Origin of the sequence: Bifidobacterium subtile, assembly GCF_000741775.1 — a bacterium.
In the GTDB taxonomy this organism is placed as follows: Bacteria; Actinomycetota; Actinomycetes; order Actinomycetales; family Bifidobacteriaceae; genus Bifidobacterium; species Bifidobacterium subtile.
Genome location: NZ_JGZR01000002.1, coordinates 1 through 24,771, shown reverse-complemented (window position 1 = coordinate 24,771; position 24,771 = coordinate 1). Strand labels below are relative to the sequence as shown.

The 24,771-nt window shown below is 59.9% G+C and carries 20 protein-coding genes, 1 tRNA gene and 1 pseudogene; 8 read left to right on the top strand and 14 right to left on the bottom strand.

Annotation, left to right across the window (positions count from 1 at the left end; translation table 11 throughout):
• Positions 1-248: 248 nt before the first annotated feature.
• The 6 genes and pseudogenes from BISU_RS01155 to BISU_RS01135 form a co-directional block, all read right to left on the bottom strand.
• Positions 249-989, bottom strand: coding sequence for an ABC transporter ATP-binding protein (locus tag BISU_RS01155; RefSeq protein ID WP_024463694.1), 741 nt, complete (start codon positions 987-989; stop codon positions 249-251).
• A 1-nt stretch (position 990) separates the two neighbouring features.
• Positions 991-2,091 carry an ABC transporter permease gene (locus BISU_RS01150; protein WP_024463693.1) on the bottom strand — a complete coding sequence of 367 codons (1,101 nt, stop codon included), beginning with the start codon at positions 2,089-2,091 and terminating at the stop codon, positions 991-993.
• Complete coding sequence (locus BISU_RS12365; protein WP_051246116.1) at positions 2,067-2,777, bottom strand: TetR/AcrR family transcriptional regulator; 711 nt, start codon at positions 2,775-2,777, stop codon at positions 2,067-2,069. The genes BISU_RS01150 and BISU_RS12365 overlap by 25 nt, the downstream gene beginning before the upstream one ends.
• Before the next feature lie 437 nt (positions 2,778-3,214).
• Entirely contained in the window at positions 3,215-3,469 is a 255-nt protein-coding gene (locus tag BISU_RS13060) for a hypothetical protein (protein WP_024463692.1), read from the bottom strand.
• A gap of 100 nt (positions 3,470-3,569) precedes the next feature.
• Positions 3,570-3,912: pseudogene (locus BISU_RS13055) on the bottom strand (helix-turn-helix domain-containing protein); the annotation flags it as partial.
• A 535-nt stretch (positions 3,913-4,447) separates the two neighbouring features.
• Positions 4,448-4,771: a hypothetical protein gene (locus tag BISU_RS01135; protein WP_024463691.1), complete on the bottom strand. Its 324-nt coding sequence runs from the start codon at positions 4,769-4,771 to the stop codon at positions 4,448-4,450.
• 297 nt (positions 4,772-5,068) lie between these two features.
• On the opposite strand from BISU_RS01135, the gene BISU_RS01130 reads away from it, so the two are divergent.
• Together BISU_RS01130 and BISU_RS01125 are read left to right on the top strand one after the other, a co-directional pair.
• A complete protein-coding gene (locus BISU_RS01130; protein ID WP_161787746.1) occupies positions 5,069-5,500 on the top strand; it encodes a MerR family transcriptional regulator in 432 nt (143 codons plus the stop codon).
• Positions 5,497-6,411 carry a DMT family transporter gene (locus BISU_RS01125; RefSeq protein WP_024463689.1) on the top strand — a complete coding sequence of 305 codons (915 nt, stop codon included), beginning with the start codon at positions 5,497-5,499 and terminating at the stop codon, positions 6,409-6,411. The genes BISU_RS01130 and BISU_RS01125 overlap by 4 nt, the downstream gene beginning before the upstream one ends.
• 621 nt (positions 6,412-7,032) lie before the next feature.
• Here the strand turns inward: BISU_RS01125 and BISU_RS01120 are convergent.
• Positions 7,033-7,108: transfer RNA gene (locus tag BISU_RS01120), tRNA-His, on the bottom strand.
• Positions 7,109-7,970: 862 nt separating this feature from the next.
• On the opposite strand from BISU_RS01120, the gene BISU_RS01115 reads away from it, so the two are divergent.
• On the top strand, positions 7,971-8,996 hold the full coding sequence (locus BISU_RS01115; RefSeq protein ID WP_024463688.1) for a threonine aldolase family protein: 1,026 nt from the start codon (positions 7,971-7,973) through the stop codon (positions 8,994-8,996).
• A 265-nt stretch (positions 8,997-9,261) separates the two neighbouring features.
• On the opposite strand, the gene BISU_RS01110 is transcribed toward BISU_RS01115, so the two are convergent.
• From BISU_RS01110 to BISU_RS01100, 3 genes are read right to left on the bottom strand one after another with little or no spacing between them, the layout of a single operon-like run.
• The gene (locus BISU_RS01110) at positions 9,262-10,920 is read right to left on the bottom strand and encodes an ABC transporter ATP-binding protein (protein ID WP_226839151.1); all 1,659 of its coding nucleotides are present in this window, start codon (positions 10,918-10,920) and stop codon (positions 9,262-9,264) included.
• Positions 10,917-11,654 carry an energy-coupling factor transporter transmembrane component T gene (locus BISU_RS01105; protein ID WP_024463686.1) on the bottom strand — a complete coding sequence of 246 codons (738 nt, stop codon included), beginning with the start codon at positions 11,652-11,654 and terminating at the stop codon, positions 10,917-10,919. The genes BISU_RS01110 and BISU_RS01105 overlap by 4 nt, the downstream gene beginning before the upstream one ends.
• A 28-nt stretch (positions 11,655-11,682) precedes the next feature.
• Positions 11,683-12,321 (bottom strand): MptD family putative ECF transporter S component, encoded by a 639-nt coding sequence (locus BISU_RS01100; protein ID WP_024463685.1) that lies wholly within the window; start codon positions 12,319-12,321, stop codon positions 11,683-11,685.
• A gap of 338 nt (positions 12,322-12,659) precedes the next feature.
• On the opposite strand from BISU_RS01100, the gene purT reads away from it, so the two are divergent.
• The 3 genes from purT to BISU_RS01085 all read left to right on the top strand — a co-directional run bounded on the left by purT (position 12,660) and on the right by BISU_RS01085 (position 19,264).
• Positions 12,660-13,982 carry a formate-dependent phosphoribosylglycinamide formyltransferase gene (purT, locus tag BISU_RS01095; RefSeq protein WP_024463684.1) on the top strand — a complete coding sequence of 441 codons (1,323 nt, stop codon included), beginning with the start codon at positions 12,660-12,662 and terminating at the stop codon, positions 13,980-13,982.
• Positions 13,983-14,421: 439 nt separating this feature from the next.
• Positions 14,422-15,174 (top strand): phosphoribosylaminoimidazolesuccinocarboxamide synthase, encoded by a 753-nt coding sequence (gene purC, locus BISU_RS01090; protein ID WP_024463683.1) that lies wholly within the window; start codon positions 14,422-14,424, stop codon positions 15,172-15,174.
• A gap of 343 nt (positions 15,175-15,517) precedes the next feature.
• A complete protein-coding gene (locus BISU_RS01085) occupies positions 15,518-19,264 on the top strand; it encodes a phosphoribosylformylglycinamidine synthase (RefSeq protein ID WP_404801787.1) in 3,747 nt (1,248 codons plus the stop codon).
• A 296-nt stretch (positions 19,265-19,560) separates the two neighbouring features.
• Here BISU_RS01085 and BISU_RS01080 read toward each other — a convergent pair whose 3' ends face one another.
• The 3 genes from BISU_RS01080 to BISU_RS01070 form a co-directional block, all read right to left on the bottom strand.
• Positions 19,561-20,160, bottom strand: coding sequence for a class I SAM-dependent methyltransferase (locus tag BISU_RS01080; protein WP_051246113.1), 600 nt, complete (start codon positions 20,158-20,160; stop codon positions 19,561-19,563).
• 234 nt (positions 20,161-20,394) lie between these two features.
• Positions 20,395-20,841: a YolD-like family protein gene (locus BISU_RS01075; protein ID WP_024463681.1), complete on the bottom strand. Its 447-nt coding sequence runs from the start codon at positions 20,839-20,841 to the stop codon at positions 20,395-20,397.
• The gene (locus tag BISU_RS01070) at positions 20,838-22,547 is read right to left on the bottom strand and encodes a Y-family DNA polymerase (protein ID WP_024463680.1); all 1,710 of its coding nucleotides are present in this window, start codon (positions 22,545-22,547) and stop codon (positions 20,838-20,840) included. Before BISU_RS01070 ends, BISU_RS01075 begins: the two co-directional genes overlap by 4 nt.
• A 150-nt stretch (positions 22,548-22,697) precedes the next feature.
• On the opposite strand from BISU_RS01070, the gene BISU_RS01065 reads away from it, so the two are divergent.
• Entirely contained in the window at positions 22,698-22,997 is a 300-nt protein-coding gene (locus BISU_RS01065) for an ArsR/SmtB family transcription factor (protein ID WP_024463679.1), read from the top strand.
• Between the two features lie 204 nt (positions 22,998-23,201).
• Positions 23,202-24,509, top strand: a complete 1,308-nt coding sequence (locus tag BISU_RS01060; protein ID WP_155803816.1) for a DHA2 family efflux MFS transporter permease subunit — start codon at positions 23,202-23,204, stop codon at positions 24,507-24,509.
• Here the strand turns inward: BISU_RS01060 and BISU_RS01055 are convergent.
• Positions 24,478-24,771 (bottom strand): ATP-binding protein (locus BISU_RS01055; protein ID WP_034532902.1); only part of this gene is annotated, 294 nt, incomplete at its 5' end. The genes BISU_RS01060 and BISU_RS01055 overlap by 32 nt on opposite strands.

Sequence of the window (24,771 nt, the reverse complement as noted above, 5' to 3'; positions counted from 1 at the left end):
CGCCAGCACATCAGCTGCGGACGAAGAAACTTATGCGCCAGTATGTGGAAAACGCCGTAGGCGACAGCTGGACCGAACGTCTGAACTGCGCGACGCAAGCTGCCAAACCACGTCACGATTCTCACGAAATTCCACAGGCATTGTTGCGGGCTGCTGCCATTTCGTGCCAACGCGTCTTGCATCTAGGCTGGGCCGCGGCAGGGACGAAGCCCTCGAACACGACAATATCAACGCAGCAACAGCGAACTTCAGCCTTCGGTCTTCGTCGAGATGCTTTCGCGGCGCATCACACCATCAGTGATGGAGTACAGCGCATCCACGTAGCGCTCCAGGCGCGTATCGTGCGTGACGACGACAATGGTCTTGTCGAGCGAGTGAGCCAGATCACGGAAGATCTCCATGACTTCGAAGGCGCGCGGGCTATCCAGTGAAGCCGTTGGCTCGTCGGCCAGCACAATTTTCGGATCGGCGTACAACGATCGGGCGATCGCCACACGTTGCCGTTGCCCACCGGAGAGGGACTCAGGGTATTTGTTCAGCAACGCATCGATCCCGAGTCGGCTGAGCACCCGGGCAAAGGTGTCCTGATCCAGATTCGGCGTGCGCTTGACTTTGCGCACGAGTTGGAACTGCTCATCGACAGTTAGGTAAGGGACGAGGCTGTAAGCCTGCAGCACGAACCCTATCGAATTGAGGCGCAGCTCTTCACGCTTTCCAGCCGAAAGCCCTTGGTACGGATGTCCGTCGATGGCAAGGGTGCCGGCAGTGGGAGGCTGCAATCCGCCGGCGATCTCCAAAAAAGTACTTTTGCCAGATCCCGATGGCCCAACAACGGCGATGAGCTGCCCGTAGCTGGCGCTGAAATCGACGTGCTGCAGCGCCTGTGTCTGATTGCCGGCACTGCCGTAGACCTTGGAGATGGCTTTCATTTCAATAGCTGTTTTGCCATGCCCGGCCGATCCAGCAACTGTCTTGAGTGTCGTATTCATATCAATTGCCTTCCATAATGGCGATGGGATCGATACGAGCGATGGTGTGTACCGAAGCCAACGAACCAATCGCCGACATAATCAACAGCAGCCCTCCTGCGGCCGCAAGCAAGGGGACGTTGAAACTCATTGGCACTGAAGGAGGAATGAATATCGCGGTGAGCGCGGTCAGGATCGCGCCGATAGCCACGCCGATGAGAGTGATGAGCAATGCCTGCGCAATGGTATTGCGGATGAGGTATCTCGTGAGGATACCTTGCATTTTGAGTACGGCGAAATTCGGTATCTTTTGCATCGTAAGGATATAAAGAAACACAGCGACAATCACCAGCGTAATGATGAACAGAAACACAAGCATAAATTGGAACGTGAGATTCTGCGCGCGATAGCCAGGAAGCTCCTGGATGAAATCGCCGATCGTCAAGCGCTCCACACCATCCGGAGTCGTTGAATGCTGCGCGTTATTGAACACGACAGCACTCGCAGCAGGCACCTCAGCCGGCGAGGCGCCGGTGAATCCATTAGAGCCGGAACCAAATTTCAGCTGGCTCCAAGCGCCCAGGGGCATATAGATCACGGGAGCTACACTCAGCTTGGCGCCGTCGGTGAATCCAACGATGGTGAACTCAGCATTGCTCGACCCGACCGTGATGGTATCGCCTAATCGATAGCCGACGTTACGCAAACCTGAATCGGCGATTACGTTATGCTCATCGAAGTCCTTGCGACCATCAGCAATGCGCAATTGCCGGTAAATGAACTCATCAGTCCGGATGCCGAGAATCTGAACGGTTGTTTTGTCCTGCCCAGAGTCTTTAGCGACAGTTGCGGCAAGCTGCCCGATGCGTGCAGCAGATCCCTCTGAGACAAGCGCCGATGTCTGTGCGGGGCTGAGCGAGGATTGGGTGAGCCCGCCGTCTGCGTCGGCGTTGAGCGCGATGGATTGCGCCTGCCAGGAATCGATGGCCTGACGGTTTGATTCGGCCAGACCGTACGCCAGTGCGGTGAGCACGAAAATGAGGTAGCTGATGAGCACGATCATAACGATGATAAGCGAGAAACGCAGCTTACTGTGCTTCATTTCCTTAAGTGCGAGGAACATGAGTCCGTCGCCTCCTTCGTATTAGCGTTTTCGACAACAGGACTCTCTGCGCAGTTCCCGGCACGGCATCGCAACCCGTCCCGCATGATTTGAAGCAGCATGGCGAAGTCAGCCATGACGTTCCCGACTGTTTTGCCTGCAAGTACATCGCGCACGCAGCAATGGCTGGCCTGCGTGAGCATGCGGACTGCGACGCAGTTCGCATCGCTGTCGCGCAGCGGTTGGCCAGCGATGATAAGCGGGTGGTCGCCGAAAAACCGTTCCACTTCGCTCCGCCCCTCCCCCATTTTTCCCCTGAGGCCGGCAGCCTCATCGTGGCCCTGGAGCTGGTCCTCATTGATCTGCCAGTGCAGCCGAAGCAGATCAGCATAAGGCGAGGAAGTCATTTGATGCACCACTGCCGAGGTGTACCGATAAAAGACGTCAAGAGTATCGTCGGGACTGTCCTGCAAAGCATCAATCAGTCCGCCGTGAATATCGCGCAACGCGATGGCAAGCGCACACCGATAGGCGTCGTCCAAATCATCGAAGTAAACATAGAAGGCGCCGCGCGCAATGCCGGCGTCACGCACGATCCTGGCCACCTGCGCCTCACATAGCGGATGGGATGAGAATTCATGCAGCAGCGCCTGTTCGATGCGCTCGCGCTTAGCCGCGCCGAGACCAAAGAACGTCTGCGTAGGCATGAGCCCCCTCCCTCTGCGATAGCGCTACGACAACCCACAGCTGTTGACACGATGTCAACTGCGAAATCACCATACGCCCTCGTTGACATGGTGTCAATCTTGCTATGCAATTCCGGCATCATTATCTATTCGCTTTCGCGGCTACGGTGTCGCAGACCCCGTGCTGGCGTTCCCCGGACCGGTCGAAACTTGCAGGCCTGACCGGAAGGCGTTGCCGTCGCGTCTGCTGTCGCATGTGCCCTTGATCCGGCGAGTGATCGTGGGTTTGCTGCAAGAACCTGCACCTGCCGGTGCAGGCCCTTCTTCGCCGTGCGGTTCAGGAACGCCTGAAGTCTGTGCGTGTGCGGCGGCGAGACCCGTCTATATGCCCCCGAACAAGGGCCTTCGCCTCTGGAAGCAGTCCGATCAAGCATCCATCTTTTCCGTTGCTGCTTTGGCTAGTGTTCGATAATCAAATTGAGTTTCTCGATTGAGGCATGAACCTGCTCAGGAGAGCCGATGTCCATGATTTCTTGGTTTGCGACGATGATGACGGTATCAACCATGCTCAGCACTTGAGGAGTGATGCGGCCATGCATGATGAGCAATCCTCCGATAATCCATACGCCGTAATGCAGAATATCCATGGCCACGGCTGTGCCATGGCGCGCGAGATCTACAGGTCGCTTCGCCACGATGGGTGCCAGTGCCATGGGAACGCATAGAACTAAGGCGCATGCTCCGAGAACTGGATTGATGAGCAGCACGGCGGCAACGGAGAACAGGAATTGCAACGATCACTAAAACTCGCCGCTCGTAGCTGCCGTTGGCGGGATTCGTGTTGCGCCGGATCTCGCGGCTGATGCTCGACGGGCTTCGACCCAGACGCCGGGCGATCGGGCGGATCGACTGGCCGGCGCGCGGATCGACTGGCCATCGTGATGCGTTCGACCTGGCTCAGATACCGCGAGCTGATGGGTCTGGGCTTACGATACCAGTCTACCGACGCGTGCTCGTTCCTTCCCGTGCTCCTGGTGCGCCCGTTGCGCCATACCTTGCCGGTGTGCTTGGATACTCCGGCCGCGCTGGCCGCCTGGGTGAAGTTCAACCCCTGGTTCAACACTTCGATATAGCGAGCGCGTTTCGCCGCGCACATCAGGCCCCTCCTGGGATAGATAATCCCCCGGTACTCGTAAAATGCGACATCCGTCCCCCCTCTCGAAAGAACAAGCGTTACAACAATCACTAAAACTCGCCCAGTCGTATCCCAGGTGAACACGTCTGGGTTGCGCGATCCCTTCACGGCCGACGGCTTCGCCACCGTCGGCGACGGGTTGGCGTGTGCGGTCGGCGCGGTACTGGGCGGTGTGGCTGCCGATGAGCGCGCGGCGGGTGGCGTGGGGCCGGCGGGCAGGCCGTAGATGCCGACCCCGGCCAGCAGCATGAGGGCGAGGGATGCGGCGATGAGCGCGTAGAGGTGGACTCGAGAACGGGAGTCAGTGGAAGTCTTCATGCCCGGAAGGTACGCACCGCGCCCCGCAGGATTGGTCTTCGAGAGGCTGATGATGCCCAGACTGCTGTGCGCGCGGCTCAGTCTGTTGCGTCTTGCAGGAGGCTCCGGGAACGAGTTCGTCGTTGTCAGCGCTGTCGATGAGGACAGCTGGCAAGAGCTAGGAGGACGGTGGGTCGGGTCAGGCTTTGTCGTGCATGGTCACGGTGTAGCCGTCGGGGTCGAGGAATGAGAAGGAGGCGGCGAGCGTGCTGAATGATTCGAGGATGAAGAGTTGACCGGCGAAGGCGATGGGTAGTCTGGTAAAGTCCTGGTCCCGGAACATGGTGGCCAGCCGTGAGGAGACGTGGTCGAGGGTGAGGCTGCCGAGCGCGAGTCCGGTCCAGTCGAATCCGGGCTGCGTGGATTTGCGCACGGTCCATGGCAGGGCGATGAGGATGAAGGGCAGAGTGGCGCGAGGACCAGGCGCCGCCGACGACGAGAGGCTGATTGCGGCGGCCGGCACTACTGCTCGATCACCTGCCAGGACCGCGCCCGGCAGACACAGTTCCGTGAGCGCTGCCAGGAGCCGACGACAGCAAAATCCGCCGGTCGCCGCCCGCAACCTGCCGCGGAGCAGGGACGGTGGCCATCCTGCTAAGAGGCTCGTCGCCGGCCCACGCCCCCGATGACGACGATCCGGAGCTGTCCTTCGATCGTCATCGCTGATGGGTCCGGTGACGATCGGCTCCGGACCGGCCGGGGTGGTGTCGACACGCGGTTTCTTGACTTGAAGTTGACTTCAAGTTCTATGTTCGATGGTATGAAGGTTGTCACGACGCGTATGTTGGGCGAGATTGACGGGGTGCCGCCCGCCTGGTTGGAGCCTCGCTGGTCGATTGGGCAAGTGGCGGCGCGCACGGGCGTGCCAGCGGACACGCTGCGCTACTACGAGCATGTTGGCGCGGTCATCCCGGCCGGTCGCACATCGGGTGGGGCCCGCCGCTATAGCGACCTCGACGTGGAACGGATCTCCTGCACCCGCTGGCTGCGTGAAGCGGGAGTGCCGATCCCTACGATTCTCCAGTTCAACAAGCTGCGCGAACAAGGTCGGCTGGGCCGTCAGGGTCGACGTGCCTTGCTTGCCGACTACCGTGACGAGCTGATTCGACGCCGCAAACAGCTCGATGCGTCCATCACCGCGGTCGAGGGCAAGATCGCCAAGTACGACCGTCTGACAGGCAGCGAACAATGAATGCGCATGCACGCGCCTACCTGGCACTGATTGCGGCGGCCTTGTTCTGGGCCGGCAATTACGTGTTCGGTAAAGTCGCGGTCGCTGGCATGAGCCCGTTCAGCATCGTATTCCTGCGTTGGACGATCGCATTGGTTCCACTCGTCGCGATCGCCAAGGTCGTCGAGCATCCCGACTGGATGGCCGTGCTGCACCACTGGCGGTTCCTGCTCATGCAGGGACTGCTCGGTCTGTTCGCCTACAACTTCCTGCTCTACGCGGCGCTGCGCACGTCAAGCGCGTTCGCCGCCTCGCTGATCAATGCGGCCAACCCGGCGCTCATCGCTCTGACTGCCCTCATCGTGCTCCATGAGCGGGTTGGGTGGCGTGGTGGGGTCGGCATCGCCTTGGCCCTGCTGGGCGTGCTCGTCGTGCTCACGCACGGCGATCTTGCCCACCTGCTCACCACGCCGTTCAGCGCGGCAGATCTGCTCATGCTCGGTGTGATCGTCGTATGGACGGCGTACACGATTGCCGCCCGGAAAGGCCCACGACTACCGCCCATCACCCAGGTCGCCATCCAAACCGCGCTCATCGTCGCCGGGCTCACCTTCGTCGCGCCCTTCGCGGGGGTCGCTCTGCCGGATTCGACCCCCGCATGGTGGTCGCTGGCGTTCATCGCGATCTTCCCCTCCGGTGGCTCCTACGTGCTGTGGAACCGCGCTCTCAGCGTCGTCTCCTCCGGCCGCGCTGGTGTCTTCCTCAACCTCATCACTCTGTTCACGGCCCTCGGGGCCCTCGCCACCGGCACACCGATCACCATCGCACAAATCGCAGGCGGCCTCATCATCATCGGCGGCGTCCTCCTCACCACACTCCCCGCACGCTCACACCGCGGCGCGGACAAGGCAAACACGTCAGGCACGTCGTAAATCATAAGAACCGGATTCACAAACGATCGTCACGTCCGTTTCCGCCAGCTTACGGTGAAGGGCGTGGACGTCCTAGCAGTGGAAACGGGTTTGTTGTGAGGTTGGTTGGCTGTGTTTCTTGTGTTTGTGTTATGCCTTAGTTGGTTGCTGATGGCAGGTACTGTTTCGTGTTCCGCTAGTGTGAGCTTGCTCAGGGAGTGTTGTCGTCTCTTGTTGTGCGTGCTCTCGATCCACTGGATGATCATGTGTCTGAACGTGGTGATGTCGGGCCAGCGGAGACGCTGGTTACGTACGTTCTTCTTCTGGCAGACAGAAGAACGATTCCATGGCCGCGTTGCCCGCGCACGTGCACGCCTGACCCATGGAACGACAGATTCTGACTCTCCTGCACATTGCAATATACCGGCGTGACCCGAACGGTGATCCTTTTCACCAGGATCTACATCGACGAAGACGGCGAGCGACGGGTCAGGGTCGAGTTCCAGAAGCCCTTCGACATGCTGTGCGATCCCGAGGTGCAGGGCAACGCCCTGAACTGGGCGGCCGAAGCGAAGCAGAAGGGCCAAGTTCAGACCGGACCGAGGATGGTTCCTTTGGTCGAAGGTTTGAACCTGGCCCAAGTGGGGTGGCTAACGCGGCTCGAACGCGCGACCTCCTGAACCACAATCAGGTGCTCTACCGACTGAGCTATAGCCACCATGTAGTGTCGACTCCGCTAGCGAAATCGCACAACAGATGGATACTATACACGATTCTCATGCTTTGCGCATACGGCGAGTCGCAGAAGTCTCGTTTGACACAGCCTTAATCTCACATTCCCAACTTGGCTCCCACGCGCACTTATCGCGACACGCCGGGCTCTCGGTAACCATGTTCACATCAATCGGAATCGCACATTCAAACCGCTTTGATGTCAGATCTTGTGCGTTTGACACAGCCGTGCAGGAACACTACTGAACATTATGTTTCCAAGGCATTGATTGCTGGCTTTTTGGCGAGGATCGCACTATACTATGAAGCGAAGGCCGGAGTTGCAATCGGTCGATTAGCCGATGGGTTGCAATGAAGCGCAAAGCCTGAGGAATGCCGAGGGCCCCTACGCAACGCCTTCAACAGATAATTGAAGAACATGACGACGGCGGCAATGAGGCAGTACGGTTTGGGAACCGGGCCGCGGATGTGATTGCTGGTGATTGAATGGTGCTGACGAATGATATAAGGCATCAGGATGATGCCAGAAACCGGCTCAGGTGAGTGGATTGAGTGAATGAAACACACAGGTCGCGCGACGTGGCGCGGCAGCAGGCACAGGAACACAGGGCGTTCCTCCTCGGAGTGGCCCCGGATGACGCAGTCTCCGGGGCCACTCTTTTGTCTTGTGCAGCTTGCGGGCTGCCGGACTTACGTCCGTAGGGAGGCGCACGCGATAGACTCGCAGCTGTTTGCCGGTTTTCGCTGTGCCTTATAACCCGCATATGCCTATTAAGCCATATGCGTGTGAGCACAGCGCCTGCTAACACAATGCTTGCCACTGCATTACCCGATCCAAGGAGTCTGCCATGCTTTCATTCACGAACGATTACAGCGAGGGCGCGCACCCGCGCATACTCGAACGCCTCGCCGCAACCAACATGGAGCAGGTGCCGGGCTACGGATCCGACCATTACAGCGAAAGCGCGGCAGCGAAAATCCGCGAGGCGTGCGATGCTCCCGAGGCTGACGTGTGGTTCCTGGTAGGCGGCACGCAGACGAATCAGACCGTCATCGACGCTGTCACACCGCCTTATGCCGGTGTCGTGGCCGCGACCAGCGGGCATGTCAACGTGCATGAGGCCGGAGCCATCGAACATACCGGCCATAAGGTCCTCACGCTGCCGGAGCACGACGGCAAGGTGGACGCCGACGAACTCGACCAGTATTGCAAGGATTTCTACGCCGACGGCAACTACGAGCACATGGTCTTCCCCGGCACGCTGTACATATCGCATCCCACCGAATACGGCACGCTGTATTCCAAGGCGGAGCTTGAGGCGCTTGCCGAGGTATGCCATCGCTATGAGCTGACCTTCTTCCTCGACGGGGCGCGGCTGGGCTATGGTCTGACCGCCGAAGGCACCGACGTGACGCTTGAAGACATCGCCCGGCTCACCGACGTGTTCTACATTGGCGGCACCAAGGTCGGGGCGCTGTGCGGCGAGGCGGTGGTCTTCCCGAAAGGCAATAGCCCGAAGCATTTCCTGACGCTGGTCAAGCAGCACGGTGCCTTGCTCGCCAAGGGCTGGCTGACCGGATTGCAGTTCGACACGCTGTTCACCGACGGGCTATATCTCAGCATTGCCCAGAACGCCAACGACAAGGCCGATCAGATTCGCAAGGCGCTGGTGTCCAAGGGCTACGAGCTGGCCTACGAGAACCCCACGAATCAGATCATGGTGAATATGGACACCGCCACCATAGAACGCCTGTCGAAGGACGTGGAGATGGGCTTCATGCGCAAGGTCGACGACGGGCATACGATCATGCGCCTGTGCACCAGCTGGGCCACCACGCAGGAGCACACCGACCAGCTCATCGCGCTGCTGTAGGAACATACCCGCATATCCTTTGTCGAATGGATTATGACGTACCGTTAGCCAGATTTTCCTAGGAATTGCTGCGAACAGGGTCTGAAACAGATCGAAACAAGTCAGCAACGCGATTTCCCGGAATTGTGTTGAGATCAGCTAGTACAGAAATTGGTTCACGCGAATCCCTACAGGTTGATTCCAGATATCGCACTGGACGACCGCGCATTGACGAGACTGTCATGCTCGGGCATGAATAATGATGACAGCCGATGCATAAGCAGCCTCATTCGGCGCATGCGACCAGCGCTTCGACCAGTTTGCGCGAGCCTTCGGCATTGAGATCGTATGCGTCTTGAATGCTGCCGCCGCTGATGGTGATGTTGCGGTCGCAGGCGGCCAGCGCAAATTCCGCGTCGTGCGTTACTACGACCACCGTACGCCCCATATCCGCGAGCCTGCGAATAAGCGCCGCGACCTGCTCCATGTGACGCATGTCCAAGCCGCTGGTAGGCTCGTCGAAAATAATGATCGGACGTTCGGAAGCGACTGCGGCCGCGATGGCCACACGCTGCTTCTGGCCGCCGGACAGCGACAACGGGTGCCGGTCAGCATAAGTCTGCAAGTCGAGCTGCTTCAAGATATCCACGGCCGCATCACGCCGCTCCTGCGGCTGCGCGAGCAGCACTTCGTACAGCACCGATTCGGTGAACAGCTCGCAGTTCACATCTTGCAGCACCGTAAAACAGGCTTTCAGCCGACGCTTTCGGTTCAGCCGCTCGCCGCTCGGCGCGATAAGCGTGCCGTGGCATCGTCTGTCCAGACCTTGCAGGCAGCGGGCGAAAGTGCTTTTGCCTGCGCCGTTGAACCCGGTGACAGCCGTGACCATTCCCTGAGGCAGCTCTGCACCCGCGATATGCAAAGCCGGAACGCGCTGTCCCTGATACGTGTACGAAAAATCGGAAATCCGGTATGCTCCGTCTTTGCTATGCGCTCCCCAGCTGGTTTCGTCGCAGGAGGTCAGTCGGTCTGTGAGGCCTAGGGTCTGCACGATCTGCTCGCCCGTCACCGGTCTCAAGCCCAAGGTCTGCCGCTCATGCACATCAAGGTCATGCAGCTGTTCAGCGCTCATTTCGCGTGCGATACGACCGTCTGCTATGTACCAAGCGCGGTCGATGAGACCGTCAAGCCAGTAGAGCCGGTGTTCGGCGATAAGCACCGTCTTGCCCTGCTTCTTCCACAGACGCACGATCTGCCGCAAATCAGCAATCGAACGCGCGTCGAGATTGCTGCTCGGCTCGTCAAGCACCAGCACTTGCGGCTCCGCCGTAGAGACCGAGGCGCAGGCCACTCGCTGCTTCTGGCCGCCGCTCATCTGTGCAATGCCGCGGTCAAGCAACGACTCAATACGAAAATCGCCAGCGGTTCCGTCGATTCTGCTGCGAATATCCTCAGGAGACATTTCGAAATTCTCACAGGCAAAGGCCAGCTCACCGGTCACGTTCAGCGTAAAGAACTGGCTTTTAGGATTTTGAAACACCGACCCGACACGACGCGCGATTCGAGCCAGCGGGGTATGCGCGTTGTCATTCCCAGCTACTTCGACATGGCCTTGGAGCGAGCCTTCGAAATAATGCGGCGCAAGGCCGTTCGCCAGTCTGGTGATGGTCGTCTTGCCACAGCCAGAGTCGCCGCATAGCAGAATCACCTCACCGGTTTCAATGCCGCCGCTGATGTCCTGGACTCCGGCATGCGAGCCCCCGCCGTAAGCGAAGGAAACGTGGTCGAAGGCGAGGATCGACTTTCCTGCAGACGGCATATCGCCATTGCGCAGATTCTCGCCCGCCTGCTCAGATGAAAAGTCTTGCATATCGCCGTGCGATTGCGCACGAAGAGGAGCCGAAGCGATGCCGGGCAGGCCGTTATCGGCATCCCGAGCCGTCATGCCAGCACTCCCAAAGAAGTCAGCGCCCACACGGCGAAACAGCCGAGACATAGCAGCCATACCAGTGCATCGGAGAAACGGAACCCTATCCGGGCGATGCTCGTACGCCGCTTGCCAGCGCCGAGTCCGCGCGTGAGCGCCACTTGGCTAAGCTCATCGGCTATGCGCACAGAATTGGTCATCAGCGGCATTACACGGTATTCCAAGATCTCCGACATCTTGCCGCCGCCGAAGCGCACGCCGCGCATGATCATGGCATCGTTGATCGAACGCTGTTCGGCAACAGCCGTCGGGAAGAACCGAAACATGACCGCCAGCGAGATGGTAACGCTTTGCGGCACATGCATGCGTTGCAGCGCAGCTATCAGCTCGCTTGCCGTGGTGGTGGAGAGCAGCCAGTAAGCGGTCATCGCGCTGGGCAGCAGCTGCGTGACGATGCCTGTGGAGGCATACAACATCCATCCAATGAAGCCGCCAGCATAGGGCAGCACGAACGACGCTACGAGGAAGCATCCCACTATTGCGATGAGGGAAAATACCGCGCCGCGAACCCGGCCGTTGGCAAGCAGCAGCAGGAACGGCGAGATTGCCAGCATACACCGCACCACCAGTATCCAGTAGGCGTCTGCGCCCAGCAGCGTCAGGCAGAAGCACCCCACCGTCAGCACGTAGAAAAGCTTGGTGCGCGGGTCGAAGCGCAGCCAGCCGCGATATTCTTCACTTCCGATGTCCATAAGCGTGCATTGTCCTATCTGCCATATGTCAGACTAAGCCGGCTTTTTCAAAGTGCTTTCGAATCACCAGTTTGGCGAACCACGCGCCCAACACGCCGCCGAGTACGCCGAGAACGGGCAGCGCCGGCAGCACCCAGCCGGGGAACAACCCTGCGAGACCGGCGGAGTACTGTGCGCCGTTTTTGGCCGTCAACGCCCCCAGATAGTCGTTTCTGCCGATGTAGAATGGCAGAAACATGCCGATGCTCCACAGGTTGAACACGCCTGCGGAGATGATATTCACATTGAGGCTGCGGTAGCGCCCGGCCCACGCGATCAGGTCGGCTCCCACCGACGCGGCCACAGCCGTGGCAATCGTGTAGTAATTGCCATGCATCGCGCCCATCAGCACGGCGAGCAGTATGCCCATGATGGTAATCGCCCCGAAACGATGCGATTTCGCAGCCACCATCATGTACGGAATTCCACCGAAAAGCCCGCAGGCGAAGCCCGTGAGCGGCATGCCCACGGGTATTACATGCGTCACGCCGGCGGCGACGGAGATGAGCACGAAATACAAGACGTTATACACGCCGATGGTGATGTAGTCCCGCGTCTGCAGCTTGCCGCTGCCTGGTAGCTGCGGCTTCGTCTCGCCCGCACCAGCGTCGCTGACGTGCGTTGCCATATGTGCCATGGTATTCCTCATATCCGCTGATCCAACTGTGCCTTCAGCCGTTGCGATGATGACGAAACCATAAAAACCATAGGCGCCTTATCGCAACAGACCTCTCATGACTGTAACGGCTATCTCTTGCAAAGTCACTACTATCGCCCGAGCAGAACATGTGCTACGCGAAATATCTGTCGCGGCCGCGGTTTCCCGAAGCATCGCGGGCGAGCGCACACAGCCCGCTGCTCGTAGCCGACGCCGCCGACGGCGACCAGGCCAACGCCGCACAGCGCAAGAGCACGCGCTCCCGATACACCACATCTTCGATACACCACAGATGGCACAATGGTCATATGAGCGAAAACAGCCTGAATCGTCCTGCCTCGACGTCCGCCACCATGCAGTCCATTTCTCCCATTTCTTCCTTGACTATCAATCGGCCCCTTGGCACGCCCTTGGGCGCGAAGCCGACCCGCGTGCTGCTGCTGGGTTCAGGCGAGCTGGGCAAAGAGGTCACCATCGAGCTGATGCGGCTAGGCGCGTGGGTATGCGCTGCGGACAGCTACCCTGGCGCTCCGGCGGCCCAAGTGGCGCATGAGGCGCAGGTGCTCGATATGGCGGACGCGCAGAAACTCAATGCACTCATAGCCCGCGTAAAGCCGGACATCATCATCCCCGAAGTGGAGGCCATCGCCACTGCAGAACTGGCCAAAGCGGCCCAATCGGGCATCCAGGTGGTGCCGAGCTCCGGCATCGCCGCGATCTGCATGGATCGGGAGCGGTTGCGCGTGCTGGCCCATGACGAGCTTGGCCTGCCCACGACGCCGTACCGCTTCGCCGGGTCCTTCGAGGAGCTGCAATCCGGCGCTGAGGCTGTGGGCTACCCCTGCGTCGTCAAGCCGATTATGAGCTCATCTGGACACGGACAGTCGGTCGTCAAGGGCGCAGAACAGCTCGAACAGGCTTGGCAGGAGGCGCAGACCGGCCGACGCGCGGCGAACGACGGCACGGTTTCGCGTGTCATCGTCGAGGCTTTGGTGCCATTGGCCTATGAGCTGACTGTGCTCACCGTCAGCTCCCGCGCGGGCGTGGTCACCTGCGCGCCTATCGGGCAACGGCAGGATCATGGGGATTACCGCGAGTCCTGGCAGCCGGCCAACGTCGATGACGCGACTCTGGCGACGGCGCAGCGCATCGCCTGCACTGCGGTGCTGGGCATGGTCGATCAGGCACAGCGCGAGGGCGAACGCGGCTGGGGCGTGTTTGGCGTGGAATTGTTCGTGCTCGACAACGGCACCGTGCTCTTCAACGAGGTCTCCCCCAGGCCCCACGACACGGGCATGGTGACCATGATGTCCCAGCGCCTGAGCGAGTTCGCGCTGCACGCCCGGGCCGTGCTAGGGCTGCCAGTGACGCAGGAGCATCTGAATCTGACCTTGCGGCAGGGTTCGGTCGCGGCCAGCCATGCGATTGTGATCGAGGGCGAAGGCGAGGCCGTGTTCTCGAATCTGCCCGAAGCACTGGCAGAGCCGGATACCGACCTGCGCATTTTCACCAAGCCCGCCGTGCACGGCCATCGGCGCATGGCGGTGTCGCTGGCGACCGGCAAAGACGTTGACGAGGCGCGAGCACGGGCCGCGCAGGTGGCGGATACACTGCACATCGCGATTAGCTGATGTTTTCATGCAATTTGTGTGCCATATCGGCTCGTTAGCCACCTTATTCGGGTGTCTTCAAGTTGCAATGCGTAGAAATTGTCCGGTTTTCGATGGTATCTGCGTTATGTGTAGCGCTAATTCACCCTTGCGGAGGTCTATCTGCATTGTGTGAGGCGTTAATTCCTTGGCACCCTGAGTATCGCTGGCCGAAAACCGCGGTTCTGACCACCTGATACTCGACTCTCCGAAAAATAGCGCCTCACACAACGCAGATAGACCTCCGCAGCACCTCGATAACGCTACACACAACGCAGATACCCGGTTTGTTGAGGTATGACAGCACAAAGTTCGTCGTCCGCCCGAGCAATCCGTGTCGTTGTAACCTCTGCTTGCTACGCTGTGAGCGTCAATTCACTGCTCCAAATCTTGTGGAAAAGGCATACGCGAAAGGCGGGTCATGGAGAAACTGGAGAAGCTCTACGAGGGCAAGGCCAAGAAACTCTACGCAACCAACGATCCGGACATTCTCTGGGTCGAATACATGAATCAGGCGACCGCCGGCAACGGCGCGAAGAAAGCCCAGATCGAAGGCAAGGGCGAGCTGAACAATCACATCACCTCTGTCATCTTCGACCTGCTCAAGGCCCGAGGCGTGGAAAGCCACTTCGTGCAGCGCTTGTCCGACACCGAGCAGCTGGTGCGCCGCATGGACATGTTCCCGCTTGAGATCATCATGCGCAACACCGCCGCAGGGTCGTTTGCGAAGCGCTACGGCGTCGCCGAAGGCACGGAGCTGAAAAAGCCGATTCTCGAATTCTGCGTGAAGTCCGACGAGCTGGGCGATCCCTTCATCAACGATGACGGCATCATCGCCCTGGGACTGGCCAGCGAAGAGGAGCTTGCCACGATCTCGCGCCAGGCGCGCGCGGTCAACGATGCGCTGCTCGACATCTTCACGAAGATCGGCGTGCAACTGGTCGATTTCAAAATCGAAGAGGGCAAGACCGGCGACGGGAAGATTCTCCTGGCCGACGAAATCACCCCCGACACCTGCCGCCTGTGGAACAAGGGCAGCAAGGATGGCAAGGTCGAGCATCTCGACAAGGACCTTTTCCGCCGGGATCTGGGCGATATCATCCCCGCATACGAGGATATCTACGCGCGCCTGACCGCATTGGCCAAGGACGAGGGCATCACCCCCAGCGCATGATCGCAATCGCCTGCATCCGTCAGCCTCGGGTGCAGGCGATGCTCATTTATCCAGTGTCATGTCACACTGCATTGACCACAAGCCATACGGCACTCTGTGGAATGAAACACTGTGAAACGAAATACTCAGTGCAGTACACACTTGACGCAATATGGCACTCAGTGCAATACAGCACTCGGTGAAGACCGCAAGCATCCAACAATAACCGCATAGGCATTCCGTGTATTCCGTGCTCAAGCACCGACCGAAGGACAGGACAAGAGTGGCTCAGACAAACACCGCGGCACAGGCAAACGCAACGGCGCATGACAATCATGACAATGCATCCGTGTTCCGTATCTACGTGGAGAAGAAGCCCGGATTCGACGTTGAAGCGCAGCAATTGCGCAGCGAGCTCGTCACGATTCTGGGCATCACGGGCATCACCGGGCTGCGCATGATCAACCGCTATGACGTGCAGGGCATCGATGCCGCGCTGTTCGATCAGGCCGTGGCGACTGTGTTCAGCGAGCCGCAGGTCGATACGGTTTCCGAGACGCTTCCCGGAATCGACAACAAGGCCGGCGACAATACCGCAGCCGGCGCCGCATCCAACGCCATCTTCGGCGTGGAGTACCTTCCCGGCCAGTTCGATCAGCGGGCCGATTCCGCAAGCGAATGCATCCAGCTCATCTCCCAGGGCGAGCGCCCCACCGTGCGCACAGCCAGAATCTACATCATCGCCGGCGACCTCTCCCCCGAGGACTTGGCAGCCGTCAAGCGCTATGTGATCAATCCGGTCGAATCGCGGCCGGCCTCGCTCGACCCGGTGACCAGCCTGAACGACGAGGTCAAGCAGCCCGGATCAGTCGAAATCCTCAGGGGATTCAACGAACTGGACGAACAAGGCCTGGGCGATTTCCTTGTGGATCGCGCTCTGGCGATGGATCTGGCGGATGCGCAATGCTGCCAGCGCTATTTCGCCGGCGAGAAGCGCGAGCCGACCATCACCGAAATCAAGGTCATTGACACGTACTGGTCCGATCATTGCCGCCATACGACCTTCGGCACGCGTCTTGACGACATCGCCTTCGACGATGACAAGGTGAGCGAGGCCTTCAACCGTTATCTTGCGATGCGCAAGGAGCTGGGCCGCGACGCGAAGCCGATATGCCTTATGGATATGGCCACCATCGGCGCGAAATGGCTTGCGACCAAGGGCCTGCTCACCGGGCTGGACGAGTCCGAGGAGATCAACGCGTGCACCGTCAAGGTCAAGGTCGACGTGGACGGGCGAGACGAGGACTGGCTGTTCCTGTTCAAGAACGAAACGCATAACCATCCCACGGAAATCGAGCCCTTCGGCGGCGCGGCCACCTGCATTGGCGGCTGCATCCGCGACCCGCTTTCCGGCCGCTCCTATGTATATCAGGCGATGCGGGTCACCGGTGCCGGCGACCCGACTGTGCCGGTGAGCGAGACATTGCAGGGCAAGCTTCCCCAGCGCAAGCTGGTGACCGGGGCCGCCGCTGGATACTCTTCGTATGGCAACCAGATCGGCCTAGCCACCGGGCAGGTGGACGAAATTTACCACCCGGGCTACGTGGCCAAGCGCATGGAAGTCGGTGCCGTGGTGGGTGCTACGCCAGCCGATCATGTGCGCCGCGAAACCCCGACTCCGGGCGACAAGATCATTCTGCTGGGCGGGCGTACTGGCCGCGACGGCATCGGCGGGGCCACGGGCGCTTCGCAGTCTCTGGACGTCACCTCGACCACTGAGCTCGGCGCCGAAGTGCAGAAGGGTAACGCACCTGTCGAACGTAAGCTGCAGCGGCTCTTCCGCCGCAAGGACGCCTGTCAGCTCATCAAGCGCTGCAACGATTTCGGCGCAGGCGGCGTGTCGGTGGCGACCGGCGAAATCGCCGACGGGCTGATCATCAATTTGGACGCGGTACCCAAGAAGTACGCGGGACTCGACGGCACCGAGCTGGCCATATCCGAGTCGCAGGAGCGCATGGCAGTGGATGTCGCCGCTTCCGATGTGGACGAATTCCTCGAATACGCGCGCCAGGAGAATCTTGAGGCCACGGTTGTCGCGACCGTCACCGAAGAGGCTCGGATGCGCATGAACTGGCAGGGCGACGCCATCGTCGACCTGAGCCGCGCCTTCCTTGCCTCGAACGGTGCCGAAAAGCATCAGCGGGTGCAAGTGGGGCCGAGCAGCAACTATGCCACGCCGGCATCGTGGAACTCGGGGACATTAGCGGCGCGCATGCACGCGCTGGTGAGCGATCTGAACGTCGCTTCGAACAAGGGGCTTGGTGAGCGCTTCGATTCGACCATCGGCGCAGGCACGGTGCTGATGCCCTATGGCGGTTCGCGTCAACTCACGCCGAGCCTGGCGATGGTGGCGAAGCTGCCGGTCTTCGGCGAAACGACCACTGCCTCAGCCATGGCGTGGGGCTTCAATCCCTACATCATGGAGCGCGACCAGTTCACCGGCGCGTATCTTTCCGTGGTCGAGTCGCTGTCGAAGCTCGTGTCCAGCGGCTTCAAGCGCGAGAACGCTTATCTGAGCCTGCAGGAGTACTTCGGCAAGCCCGGCACTGAGCCGAGCCGTTGGGGCAAGCCGTTGGCCGCAGTGCTCGGCGCGCTGAACGCGCAGGTCGATCTGGGCGTGGGCGCCATCGGCGGCAAGGACTCCATGAGCGGCAGTTTCGAGGATCTCGACGTGCCGCCGAGCCTGATCTCCTTCGCCGTGGCCATCGGACCGGTGAACCACGCCACTTCGCCTGAGTTCAAGGGTGCCGGTCATCGCGTCGTGCGCATCGCGCCGCGCTATGCCGCCGACGGATTGACTCCGGATACTGAGGGCCTGCTGGGTGCGATGACCGCCGTCGAGGAGCTTATCGAAGACGGTTCCGCGCTAGCGGTCTCCACGCCGGGCTACGGCGCGAGCGCCGCGGCGCTGTTCGAAATGACCGTAGGCAACGGCATCGGGCTTGCGCTTGAGCCGGAAATCGCGGTTGACGATCTCTTCAAAGCCGCATATGGCTCGTTCTTCGTGGAACTGGCCGATGGTGCCGCACTGCCGAAGGTGACTAACCGGGTGTGCATGGGCACAATCGGTACCACGACGGCGGATTATGCGTTCCGTACGAGTGCGGAAACGTTGGATCTCGCGCAGGTGCAGGAAGTCTGGGAGGGCGGCATCGAATCGGTGTACCCCTACCGCGCGGACGGCCCCCAGGTCGAGACGATCAGCCATATTGCTGGTCAGACGACTCGCCGTTCCGGCACGAGCATCGCCAAGCCGCGCGTCGTGATTCCCGTTTTCCCCGGCAACAACTGCGAATATGATTCGGCGGCGGCATTCGAACAGGCGGGCGCCGAGGTGAGCACGCTGATCATCAACAACCTCACCCCGGGCGCTGTCGCGGAATCGACCGCGCGTCTGGCGCAAGAGATATCCCGCAGCCAGATCGTCATGATTCCCGGCGGCTTCTCCGGCGGCGACGAACCGGACGGCTCGGCCAAGTTCATCACCGCGTTCTTCCGCTCGCCGCAGGTCACCGAGGCCGTGCGCGACCTGCTGAACAACCGCGATGGACTGATGCTAGGTGTGTGCAACGGCTTCCAGGCACTTGTCAAGCTCGGTCTGGTGCCTTTCGGCGACATCGTGCCGATGACGGCCGAATGCCCGACGCTGACCTTCAACACCATCGGTCGCCACCAGAGCCGCCTCGTGCATACGCGCGTGGCCTCCGATCTGTCGCCGTGGCTGTCCAAGACGCAGGTCGGCGACATCCACACGATTGCGATATCCCACGGCGAAGGCCGTTTCGTCGCCCCGCAGCCAGTGCTCGACCAGCTCAAGGCCTCCGGCCAGATAGCGACGCAATATGTGGACGAAAACGGCGTGCCAGGCATGAGTCTGGACGTGAATCCGAACGGCTCCCTGCTTGCCGTCGAAGGCATCACCAGCCCCGATGGCCGCGTCTTCGGCAAGATGGCCCACTCCGAGCGCTCCGGCGCAGGCCTATACCGCAACGTCCCCGGCACCGAACGCCAGCCGATCTTCGAAGCCGGAGTCGAGTACTTCACGGCGTGAGCGGGTTGCGCTGGATCGGCGCAGGCTAGAGCAAACCGGTATACATAGCATTGGTAAGGCCGCTGGGGAATCGGGCACCGCATGAGTGTCGTACGATTCTCTGGCGGCCTTGCTTGTCATTCCGTCCGTATACCTGTCAATGAACGAGTATCAAAAGATTGGCATACAGGCCAAACGGTTCCCAGTAGCCAGTAGATGTTGTGTGTGAATCTGAATTTACCCCGACCTCAGTTCGCTGGCAATGTCGTGGATATATAGCATGAGACCTGGTATAGCGGCGCCGATGCGCATTGTGCCTATGACGCACGTTTTGTTCCGGAGATAATGACGGCGTAACGCAGGACTTTTGGCGTGTTCATCGGCCATCGCAAGGGAAGTGCTGCGGACAGTACGGTCTGTTCCTCGATTCGACCGCCAGCATCACGGATAGCAGCCAATACGCACTCACGACTTCCGTAGATCTTCGTATCATCGAATAAATCAACAAAGGCAAAACGACCACCGTCCGCTACAACCCTGATGGCCTCGGCGATGCTCACGTTTTTGTTGTCAGCATCTTTGACTTCATGAAAGGTAAGGCAACTCACCACGCGATCAAACTCGCCATTTGAGAATGGCAACCTTGACACGGAACCATGAACGAATGCTATTTGCGGAACATGTTCCAATCTTGCATTCCGTTCTGCCTGAACCCGCGCAAACTGGCCCCACTCCCCAGGCCAGTAATCCAGGCCGATGAATTTCCCCGGCCACGTCTTCGCAAGCTTGATCAGCAGTTCGCCGCTCCCGCACCCGATATCGAGATAGTTCTCGCCGTCGCCAACTCGCTCGACGATCTGCTGATGAACCTTTGCCTGAATATCATCGCCTTGCGGGCTCAGCCGCCACGATGTCACACTGATGACGACCAGCGATGTAGATACAAGGCACCGCCACTATGGCCAACGCAAATCCAGGCCTCCAGATGACGCCAGCCACAACGGCTGCAAGCACAATCGCCACCGAAAGCATCCAGAACAATCGGATTCTCGATGGTTTGATCCAAGTCGGGTAACTGGGCATATCACGCATGGCTCCATGATAAGTCTGCGCCGTCCCACATTCGACTGACTACATTGCTCCTTCGCTGCCTATACCCGCGTCTTCCCATCACCCGGCTTATCCAAATCATCTAGGGCGATGATTTCTTCAAGCGGAATCGCCGTGTGGTCTTCGAGCACGAGGGCTTTCCGTTCTCGGTCGATAAGATGGATGATGCCTTCTGCGGTGATGTAGTCGCCGCCGTCCTTGCTGCCATCCTTGCGAAAATAGGTGATTGCGAGCCGATGCCGGGATTCGCGCTGATCCAAGGCGCGTTGCAGCTTCGCGTTGAGTTCGCGTTGTGCGTCCTCGTCCAGCAGCACGTGCTGATGCGTTTCGCGTGCCGCTTCCATGATGATGGCGTCGTATCCGGTGAGCGCAGCGAATGGCATGAACTGCGCGGCGCGACTGCGCAGAGCCATCCGCGCGTGGGTGCGTGACTGGTGGTGCGGCATCGCGATGATGTCATCGTAACGATGGGTTGCTTCAAGCGTCATGCGGCATGACCTCCTATCTGCGCGTTGCGCTTGATGCCGGTGGCGCCTTCTTCCAAATCCATGCCTTTGACAATGGAGTTGCGGCCGAATCGTCGCTTGACACCGATCATCGCACGCTGCACTTCGAGTTCGTTGCGCTGATCCTGTTCGGCTGCCTGACGGGCCGCCTCCTCGTCGTCTCCGCACGAGAACAGGTCAGGCTGCTCATAGCGCTGCTCCCCCGTGCCCGATGCATATGCCGGCCGCAGCCGACCCACGACGACGTTCATCCGGCGCACCATAAGCAGCGGGTCGGTCACGCGGTCGTAGAGCGCCATCATAGCCTTGATGATGACTTTGGATGACGACGTGTACGAACCAAGCTTCGTCGTGCCTCGTGAAGGTTTGGGCACCTTGCGTCCAAAACGGTCCTGCACCACGGCTCGCGATGACGGCTTGCGCATGACGGCACCGACGTCAATGCCTTCTGCACCGATGCTTTCGACGTCGGCACTTTCAGCGCTGCCGTTCTCCTCATCGGTACCTTCTCTGCCAGCATACCTACCGCCAGCATGTCCCTCGCCAGCACGGTCAGCGGCACCAGCACCAGCAGCACGTGCTTGGCCAGTGCTGATACTGGCACTGGTACCCGGCGCAACATTGTTCAGCCGCTCATAGCCGACATACAGCCCGATCTGATCGGTCTGCATCCGCTTGTCCACCATTTCCAGGACGAGCATATCGGTCATCTCCTTGATCACGAGCCGGGCATGCTTCCAGTCATAGGGCGTTTGGAGCACCTGACCGGAACTCATGCTGGTGGCCGCAGGCTTGTAGGCCTTGATCTCCTCGATGGTGCAGGGTTCGTAGCCCCAGGCATGGTCGATGAGCAGCTCGGCGTTGATGCCGAACATTCGGTAGAGCAGATCCTCGTTGTAATAATCGCAAGATCTGCCTGCTGAACAGCGAGCGATATCCCCCATCGTGAGCAACCCGTGCGCTTCAAGCTTCTTCGCATATCCGCGCCCAACCCGCCAGAAATCGGTCAACGGCCTGTGCGCCCACAGCAGCTGACGATACGACGTCTCATCGAGTTCGGCGACGCGCACGCCGTCCTCATCGCCCGGAATATGCTTCGCCACAATATCCATCGCGACTTTGCTCAGATACATATTCGTGCCGATTCCGGCTGTGGCAGTCAGCTTCGTATCCTTTTGGATATCATGCACTATCGCAACCGCCATCTCATGCGCGCTCATGCCCGAAGCCTTGAGATAATGGGTCACGTCCATGAACACCTCATCAACCGAATACACATGGATATCCTGCGCACCCACGTATCGCAGATAAATGGCATACACTTCCGCACTGCGCTGCAAATACCGCGCCATCTTGGGCTTGGCGGCGATGTAAGTCGCCTTCAGATTCGGCGACGCGCTCAGCTCATCGGCATCGAAAGACTCCCCTTCGAGACGCCTTCCCGGGGCGTTCAGGCGACGGCGCTCATTGACCTCCGCCATCTTCTGCACCACTTCGAACAGCCGCGCACGACCGGGAAGGCCATATGCCTTGAGCGAAGGCGAAACTGCCAGGCAGATCGTCTTCTCGGTGCGGCTGACATCGGCCACCACCAGATTGGTCGTCAGCGGGTCAAGGTTGCGCTCCACGCATTCGACGGAGGCATAGAACGATTTGAGATCGATCGCTATGTAAGTCCGATCTGCCATAGCTCGCCTCCTTATGCGCTCCTTCGTGGCCGGTTTCCGATTCGGTAGGTCATACAATACACAAGCAGTAGAACATATGTTCGAACTCGTGTCGTACGTAAGAATGCACGGTTTCGGAGTTTTGGGGAGTTGTTTTCGTATTATGGTTGCATGACTGTTGAACACAATGCGCCCGACGACAACGAGACGACCGCGAAGGTATTCAAGGCGCTGTCAGACCCGGTTCGGCTTGAGATCGTTCGCTATCTGAAAAAAGTCGGGCGAGGCGTGACGTGCGAGGAAGTCGGCCTGGCAGTCGATATCACCAGATCCGCCGGATCCTACCATTTCCGCACATTGCGCGAGGCTGGCCTGATTCACATGCGCAAGGACGCGCGGGAAAAGTACGTCACCCTCGACTACGAGGCCTTCGACCGGTACGTCACCCACTTCTTTGACTCCCTGAACTAGGAAATAAACACCCATTACGGCGTAGTCATCACTCCGTTTTATAGTTTAACAATTGTTTAATTATTCAACTATAAAACAGGAGATCCTATGCATAGGTTATATCCGGATGCCACCTCTTCCGAGGCGGAATGACCCAGCAACCACAGCGGTGCCCAGGAGGTCACGTCACCGTTGTCCAACCAAAGAGTTTCGCAGGGGTGGCTGATGGCACTAACCTCATTGGGCATCTTCATGGCGATGATGGATTCGATGATCGTGACGACGGCTTCGGGCGCGATAGGACGCCAGTTCGGCCTGGATGTGGTGCGCTTGCAGTGGGTGCTCAACGCGTACAACATCACGATTGCGGCGCTGCTTCTGCTGGGCGTCGCCATCGGCGACCGGATCGGGCGGCGCAGGACCTACATCCTCGCGCTTGGCCTGTTCACCTTGGGGTCAGCAGCCTGCGCCTTGTCGGTAAGCTTCGCATGGCTGCTGGCCGGGCGGATCGTCCAGGGCGTGGGCGCGTGCGCGATGACGCCCATGTCGATGACGATTCTGACCTCGGCGACTCCGGCAAGCAAGCGAGGCGGCGCCCTGGGCATATGGAGCGGCGTGGGCGGTCTGGCTCTGGTCGTCGGCCCTGCTTTGGGCGGGCTGATCACCGCGTCCTTGTCGTGGCAGTGGATCTTCTGGATCAACGTGCCCATCGGCCTGGCCGGCATGATCCTCGCGCACTATAAGCTGCCCGAGTCGCGCGTGCCCGCCTCCCGCATTGACCCGTTTGACGCGGTGCTGGTCGTGGCCGCGTCCGGGCTGGTGGTCTGGGCGCTCTCCGAGGCGCCGAACGTGGCGATGCGCCTGCCTGCGGGCGTGGCCGGCTTGGCCAGCGTGCTGGCTGCCGTGGCGTTCGTCACCAGGCAGCGGGGCAAGGACCATTCTCTGTTGCCGCTGCGCCTGTTCTCCTCCAAGGCACTCTCGGGCGGGGTGGCGGCCACGTTCCTGCTGTATGCGGCGATGTACGGCGTCGTGTTCTTCCTGCCGCAGTATCTGCACGCGGCCCTCGGCCTGGGCACGCTGAGCGCTGGACTGGGTCTGCTTCCCTGGACCGGCGCGTTCGCCGTACTCTCTCCCTTCGCAGGAAGGCTTGTCGACCACTATGGCGAACGCAACATGGCGCTGGCGGGCATGGCGATGCAAGTCGTCGGCTATGCGAGCCTTGCCGCTGCCGTGCTCTTCGGCGGCTGGTACTGGCTGCTCGCGGTCCTCTTGGTCCTATCAGGAGCCGGTCTCGCCCTGGCCGGGCCCGCGTTGCAGAAGGGCGTGCTGGGATCCGTCGAACCCATGCTCATGGGCAAGGCCTCGGGCGTGTTCAACATGTTCCGCCAGCTCGGCGGCGCGGCGGGAACGGCCCTGTCCGTCATCGCTGTTTTTAGTCAAGTTGGTTTTTTGTGGTTGGTCACTTATTTTTTTCGGGTTTCGGCGTGGAGCGTGCTGTTGGTTATTGGTTGTGGATTTCCTTGCCGAACATGAGGGCTTCGCTCACGCGCCGGCTTGGTCCGGTGAATTCGATGAGGCGGCCGTGGTGGACGATGCGGTCGATGATCGCGGCGGCGAGTTTGTCGTCGGCGAAGATCGTGCCCCATTTGCTGAACTCGATGTTGGTGGTGAAGATGATGCTTCTTCTCTCGTAGCTGCCGGTGATGATCTGGTAGAGGAGTCTGGCGCCGTCGATGTCGAAGGGCACGTAGCCGAACTCGTCGAGGATGATCAGGTCGGCGCGCGCGAGGTCTCT

Coding starts and splice junctions, on each gene's coding strand:
- BISU_RS01155 (WP_024463694.1), bottom strand. CDS start 989: ATGAATACGACACTCAAGACAGTTGCTGGATCGGCCGGGCATGGCAAA.
- BISU_RS01150 (WP_024463693.1), bottom strand. CDS start 2,091: ATGTTCCTCGCACTTAAGGAAATGAAGCACAGTAAGCTGCGTTTCTCG.
- BISU_RS12365 (WP_051246116.1), bottom strand. CDS start 2,777: ATGCCTACGCAGACGTTCTTTGGTCTCGGCGCGGCTAAGCGCGAGCGC.
- BISU_RS13060 (WP_024463692.1), bottom strand. CDS start 3,469: ATGGCACTGGCACCCATCGTGGCGAAGCGACCTGTAGATCTCGCGCGC.
- BISU_RS01130 (WP_161787746.1), top strand. CDS start 5,069: ATGAAGGTTGTCACGACGCGTATGTTGGGCGAGATTGACGGGGTGCCG.
- BISU_RS01125 (WP_024463689.1), top strand. CDS start 5,497: ATGAATGCGCATGCACGCGCCTACCTGGCACTGATTGCGGCGGCCTTG.
- BISU_RS01115 (WP_024463688.1), top strand. CDS start 7,971: ATGCTTTCATTCACGAACGATTACAGCGAGGGCGCGCACCCGCGCATA.
- BISU_RS01110 (WP_226839151.1), bottom strand. CDS start 10,920: ATGACGGCTCGGGATGCCGATAACGGCCTGCCCGGCATCGCTTCGGCT.
- BISU_RS01105 (WP_024463686.1), bottom strand. CDS start 11,654: ATGGACATCGGAAGTGAAGAATATCGCGGCTGGCTGCGCTTCGACCCG.
- BISU_RS01100 (WP_024463685.1), bottom strand. CDS start 12,321: ATGGCAACGCACGTCAGCGACGCTGGTGCGGGCGAGACGAAGCCGCAG.
- purT (WP_024463684.1), top strand. CDS start 12,660: ATGAGCGAAAACAGCCTGAATCGTCCTGCCTCGACGTCCGCCACCATG.
- purC (WP_024463683.1), top strand. CDS start 14,422: ATGGAGAAACTGGAGAAGCTCTACGAGGGCAAGGCCAAGAAACTCTAC.
- BISU_RS01075 (WP_024463681.1), bottom strand. CDS start 20,841: ATGACGCTTGAAGCAACCCATCGTTACGATGACATCATCGCGATGCCG.
- BISU_RS01070 (WP_024463680.1), bottom strand. CDS start 22,547: ATGGCAGATCGGACTTACATAGCGATCGATCTCAAATCGTTCTATGCC.
- BISU_RS01065 (WP_024463679.1), top strand. CDS start 22,698: ATGACTGTTGAACACAATGCGCCCGACGACAACGAGACGACCGCGAAG.
- BISU_RS01060 (WP_155803816.1), top strand. CDS start 23,202: ATGGCACTAACCTCATTGGGCATCTTCATGGCGATGATGGATTCGATG.